The following is a 4,877-nucleotide window of genomic DNA, read 5'->3' as shown; positions in this document are numbered from 1 at the left end:
GAGCGCCCGATAGCGCTCTCCGATCGCATGCTCGTTGATCATACGATCTTACTTCGACATCACCAGCCAATCTCCTACTTGTTGTTTGACGCTTCCTAAGCTGTTGCATGGCCGGTCCCTCCGTGTGTCGGCACCGCGGGCGTGTTCCCGCGGATGATCCACGTTATACGCGGATTCGGGCCGGCCATCTCATGGTGACTAGCCCCAATGGCACGCTGCTGTGCCCCCGGCTACGAGTGCCCCATGAACTCCTTGAGTTCATCCGCCGTAAGCCATGGTCGTCTTCTGTGAAGGATACGGTGGCAGTTCGCGCATACGACAGACAAGTCCTCTAGCCGGGTTCGGCTCTCCGTAGCATAAGATGAGATTGCGACATTGTGGTGACACTCTATGTAGCCGTCCCCGAGCTCATGATAGGTCGCGGCAAAGTCAAAACCACACACTTCGCAGGCGAGAGCGCCGGTCGCGTGCAGCACGTTTGCCTTCTTCTGCCTGGTGAGCTTGCTGCTTCGCTCTCGCTGTCTGTGTCGTCGGTACATCTGGCGTCCCTCAGGAAACGTCAGCTCTTCATCCTCGGGCACGGCCGGCGGTGCATCCTGTAGCATCACCTCGAGCCGGATTTCGCGAGCGATTGCTGCCAGCGTGGCGCGTTGGGTGCCATATTCACGCCATGCGGCGTCAATCACCTCGTCACCCGAGGACCCTGATGTGGCAACGCGAACGGCTTCCAGTCCTCTGATCACATCCGCGTTGGTGCGGCGCGCTCGCAGGCCATTCATTCGGTTGAGCCTGTTCAGCAGCTCCGCCAGGCCCGATACGCCAGCGGATTCCGGGTTGGACGGGACTCCGCTGCGTACATATGCATCCATCAGAAGTAGAGCTTCGTCCCTGCTGAAGGGCGGGTGCTCCGCTGCGAGGTCGAGCGCCGTCGTTGGATCCCAATCAGAAACCGAGACAATCGCCTCTGTGAGCTGGGTATCAATGGCGGCGGTGATGCTCTCGACCAGACACTCAGTGTCATGACCTAGGGGTGCGCCGGACATTACATGACTTCGATGCTCAAGCAGCAGCTCGCGCGTCGCCTCGGGATACGTTTCCGCGTCCGCCCATGCTCGCGTGACCGCCGCAAGACGCTGCGTGAAGACCACGCGCTCGGCGCAATCAGAATTGGCAACGTCAACATGACCCAATTCGATCAGAAGGTCGTCGCCATCGATACTCAGTGCAGTGACTGTGGCCTCTTCGAGAAAGTAGGCGTCCTTCACCAGGACTGGTTCGCCGGAGCCAACGGAGTCTGAGGAGCGAGTTGGTTTCGGTAGTAGCAGCAGTGCTGCAATCTGGCGATGGACGTGGATAGCCTCACCATTATCGGTGGAGGTCGCATCCGCAATGCGCAGCCGCGGCTTCCCGCCCTGGTTGGTGTACTCGATGCCCGTCGGGACCCTCAGCCCTCCCGGCAGGCCAATCACCAAACGCTTGCCGACTAGTTGAGCTGGACTGAGGCCGGCCTCCTGAACAGCGGCAAGCTCGTAGACCCCACGCCCTCCGCCGGTACGTCGGGCGATCTTCATCCTGCCGCGGCCACACTCTGCGCGACGGGCGTCTGAGTCACTGTCCCGTCGAGCCCCACGGCGAGAATGCGCTCAGCAAGCCATCGGGCGGTCGGAACGCTGACCGCGTTGCCCAGCGCGAAGTAGCGCGGGGAGTCAAGCTGCTCCAACTCCTCGGCGTCAATCCCGCTCGGAATGGTCCAGCCATCCGGAAACCCCTGCAGGCGCTCTGCTTCAGTCGGGGTCAGTCGGCGCACCGCATCGGGGTAGCTAACGTAGGTCCGACTCCAGTCAGTACCCGTGTGGCGACCTGAGGTCGCAGCGAGGCAGTAACCTATTCGCTGGACGACTGGTCCTGTGAGAGGGTTTCCAACGCTTTCCTTAAAGGGAGAAACAGCGGGCGACCCTGCGAGTTTGCCCGTCTGAGTATTCCCGCTGCTGCATTCGGGCTCAAGAAGTACCTGCTCGACACGGGCTGGGTCTCGATGATATCCAACAACGTAGAGTCGACGGCGGGACTGGGGGACTCCGAAGTATCGACTATCGAGCATACGCCATCCCACAGCATACCCGAGGTCTCCCAGCGTCTTGAGAACGATTCCGAAGTCACTTCCTCCGTGAGAGGAAAGGAGACCGGGGACGTTTTCGAGCACGATGACCGGCGGGAGTGCTTCGCCGATAAGACGGGCGAACTCGTAGAACAACCCCGTCCTGTGGCCTCTGAGTCCAGGACGCGGACCTCCACGAGCGAGGGACACGTCTTGGCATGGGAATCCTCCGCACCAGATCTCGGCTGTTGGGACTTCGTCTCCATGCGCGATCTCCTTGATGTCTCTCACTTGCGGAATGCCCGGCCAGTGACGCGCCAAGATCCGATTGCAGAACTCGTCGATTTCGCAGTGGAAGGCAACCGTGTGCCCGGCTTGCTGGAATCCGAGGTCGAAGCCACCTATGCCTGCAAAGAACGATGCGACGCGCACTGGTTGGTAGCCCTTCGTCTCCGGTCGTGTCTCGCAGTAGACTAGCGAAAGGGTCTGACAGTCCCCATCTGCGACTTGCAACTACACTATATTGTGTCTGACCTCCGGGCGCTACACTACCGGTCGCATCTGCCGCAGCCTCGTTCTCTGCCTGACGGCCGCTTCGACTTCGTCAGCGCAAGTCTCGACTCGCTGCTCGATGCAATCATCCCAGTACCTCAGGACTAGCCAGCCCTCGGCCTCGAGGGTCTCGTTGACGCGAACGTCGCGGGCAATGTTGCGCTCGATCTTCGGCAACCAGTACGAGCGATTCACATGTATCTGCTGCTCTCGAACAGCCCAGTCGCGGCCGTGCCAGAACGAACTGTCGCAGAAGACCGCAACCTTCGCTCCCGGAAACGCAATGTCCGGTGTGCCCGCAGCGCGCGTGTAGTTCTTCCTGTAGCGCAGCCCTCGGGCCCACAGAGCGCGCCGCATCAGCAGCTCGATGCGCGTGTCCTTCGAACGGATGCGCGACATATTGTAGCTAACGATGTCCGAATCTCGCTTCATTGACGCGGCTCCCGGTCGGTACGGCGCGACGGCACACCGGTTCGAGGTTACCATTCGACTGAACCGGCCCCGCAGTGGTTGCCGTGTTGGTGCCATGGGGCTAACAATGGCTTCCAGCAGACGCCGCTACGCGTCGCAGCTGAAGCCGAAGAACGTTAGGGCGAGCAGTCCTCAGTAGCCCCAATCGGTGACGCGCCAAGTCCCCGCATCGTCCCTCTCGAGGAACCAGTGCCACTCCATCGCTTCACCCTCGGGAGACGGGCCGTAGCTGCCCGGCTCGTAGTAGAACGAGGTGTCCGAGCGGAAGCAGCGAACGTCCTCAGCTGCCGCACCGGTCACGCTGCCTGCACCGTTGGTCAGGTACTCGGCGATCCATTCGGGGCTGGGAGCTACCGGCCCGAACAGGACTCAATCGAGTCTCTCGAACTGCCAGGTGACTCCTTGTCGGTATGGGGCCAGGTAGTTCTCGGCAGCACGCTCGTCCTTGGCCTGCCATGCCGCGAAGAAGTCCCTCAGCGTACTTTGGGCCTGGGCCGTCGCATCCTCGCTCGCGCCCGGACTGCGGTGTGTCTGCGTAGCAGCGTCATCGCTCGCCGGCGGCGAGCAGGCGGCCACGCACGCCGCGAGCGCGATGCAGGTCAGCAGGGCAACGAGACTGTGGACGTGGAACCTCATGCCGCAGAGTCTACCTCTATGGGGTGCGGCCGCCCTAACCAGGGCGTCGACCCGGCTTCGCGAGTCATCGGCTACCATGTAGTCCATCGGGCGCGGGTCACGCCCAAGAACGTACGTTCGGCACAGCACTCCAGGGGGCAGTCATTGGGTGATCGGGCACGGAGGTACGCGTCATACTCGGGGGTCTTCGCGCTCATTTGGGCGGCCCCCGCGATCCAGTTCCTGCACTTCGGCTCGATTCTCGAGGGACTCTCTTCGGCGGGGATGGGTATCCGTGCCGTCGCCTGGGTCGCAACCTTCATCTATGTCGCCGTGCCGGCTCCGCTGCTGTTTGCAGGCTGCCTACGGTCGTGGCGCGTCGCCACAGAGCGGCATTCCGTGTACCGCCGGGGCGTTCTCACCTGCATGCTCGCCGTGGTAATGGCCGCAACAGCGGCATACCTCGTGGTGGCCGTACGCCTGGATCCGTTCTACGCCAGGTCGATTCCCGCATTCGTCGCCATCACCCCTCTGTTGGCATCCGCTCTCAGCCTCTGCACTCTCCTCGTGTTCGCCGAGCCGTACTCGAGCAAGTCCATCGGTCTGCGATCCGCGTTCTTGGCCGTCGCACTTGCCGCAGGCCTCGCCGTGACGACCACGATTCAGTTCGTGGACGTCTCCGGATCCGGCGCCATTGTGCTCACAGCCCTCAGCATCCCCGCACGCGTGGTCTCCCTTCCCGTGACCTACCTGATCTGGATGCTCCCCCTTCCCCGCATGCTCATGGGTCCGATGGCGGTCGCCTGGGTCTTCGTCGTGACGCTCCCCTTGCTCCGCACATTGATCGCAAGAACCGCGATGGAGCGTGATCGACCGCCCGCTGTGCCGGTTCCGACTGTGAACTCCGAGTGCGATGCCGAACTCAAGCGGATCAACACAGCCAGCGCGCCGAGTGAGGTATCCTCGGCGTGCAGCGCAAGAGGCGCGCTGCTGGTTATCCGTAACACGTTGATATGAGATGGCCAGTCAACCTCGTAGGTCTCATGGTGGTCTTCGCCCTTGAGTAGATGCAAGCGGGCGGGCACATGGGAACGGCGATCGACCATGCTGATATCCGGGGATTGGAACCCCACATCTCGGT

6 protein-coding genes are annotated in these 4,877 nt (G+C 62.0%); 1 reads left to right on the top strand and 5 read right to left on the bottom strand.

Going from position 1 to position 4,877, the window contains the following annotated elements:
- Nucleotides 1-230 precede the first annotated feature (230 nt).
- The 5 genes from Q8K99_03630 to Q8K99_03610 all read right to left on the bottom strand — a co-directional run bounded on the left by Q8K99_03630 (nt 231) and on the right by Q8K99_03610 (nt 3,757).
- Nucleotides 231-1,571 carry an HNH endonuclease gene (locus tag Q8K99_03630; GenBank protein MDP2181640.1) on the bottom strand — a complete coding sequence of 447 codons (1,341 nt, stop codon included), beginning with the start codon at nt 1,569-1,571 and terminating at the stop codon, nt 231-233.
- Nucleotides 1,568-2,530 carry a DNA cytosine methyltransferase gene (locus tag Q8K99_03625; GenBank protein ID MDP2181639.1) on the bottom strand — a complete coding sequence of 321 codons (963 nt, stop codon included), beginning with the start codon at nt 2,528-2,530 and terminating at the stop codon, nt 1,568-1,570. The genes Q8K99_03630 and Q8K99_03625 overlap by 4 nt, the downstream gene beginning before the upstream one ends.
- 111 nt (nt 2,531-2,641) lie before the next feature.
- A complete protein-coding gene (locus Q8K99_03620) occupies nt 2,642-3,082 on the bottom strand; it encodes a very short patch repair endonuclease (protein ID MDP2181638.1) in 441 nt (146 codons plus the stop codon).
- A gap of 171 nt (nt 3,083-3,253) precedes the next feature.
- On the bottom strand, nt 3,254-3,421 hold the full coding sequence (locus Q8K99_03615; protein ID MDP2181637.1) for a hypothetical protein: 168 nt from the start codon (nt 3,419-3,421) through the stop codon (nt 3,254-3,256).
- Between the two features lie 69 nt (nt 3,422-3,490).
- Nucleotides 3,491-3,757, bottom strand: a complete 267-nt coding sequence (locus Q8K99_03610) for a hypothetical protein (GenBank protein ID MDP2181636.1) — start codon at nt 3,755-3,757, stop codon at nt 3,491-3,493.
- Nucleotides 3,758-3,901: 144 nt separating this feature from the next.
- Between Q8K99_03610 and Q8K99_03605 the strand changes: the two genes are divergently transcribed.
- On the top strand, nt 3,902-4,753 hold the full coding sequence (locus tag Q8K99_03605; GenBank protein ID MDP2181635.1) for a hypothetical protein: 852 nt from the start codon (nt 3,902-3,904) through the stop codon (nt 4,751-4,753).
- Nucleotides 4,754-4,877 lie beyond the last annotated feature (124 nt).

Source organism: Actinomycetota bacterium (assembly GCA_030682655.1).
In the GTDB taxonomy this organism is placed as follows: domain Bacteria; phylum Actinomycetota; class Coriobacteriia; order Anaerosomatales; family JAUXNU01; genus JAUXNU01.
Note: the sequence above shows the minus strand (reverse complement) of the source record. Positions and strands in the feature narration are given on the sequence as shown.

Bases quoted from the DNA above. Each gene is read 5' to 3' on its own strand.
- Q8K99_03610 (MDP2181636.1), bottom strand. From the start codon at position 3,757: ATGAGGTTCCACGTCCACAGTCTCGTTGCCCTGCTGACCTGCATCGCG.
- Q8K99_03630 (MDP2181640.1), bottom strand. From the start codon at position 1,571: ATGAAGATCGCCCGACGTACCGGCGGAGGGCGTGGGGTCTACGAGCTT.
- Q8K99_03620 (MDP2181638.1), bottom strand. From the start codon at position 3,082: ATGAAGCGAGATTCGGACATCGTTAGCTACAATATGTCGCGCATCCGT.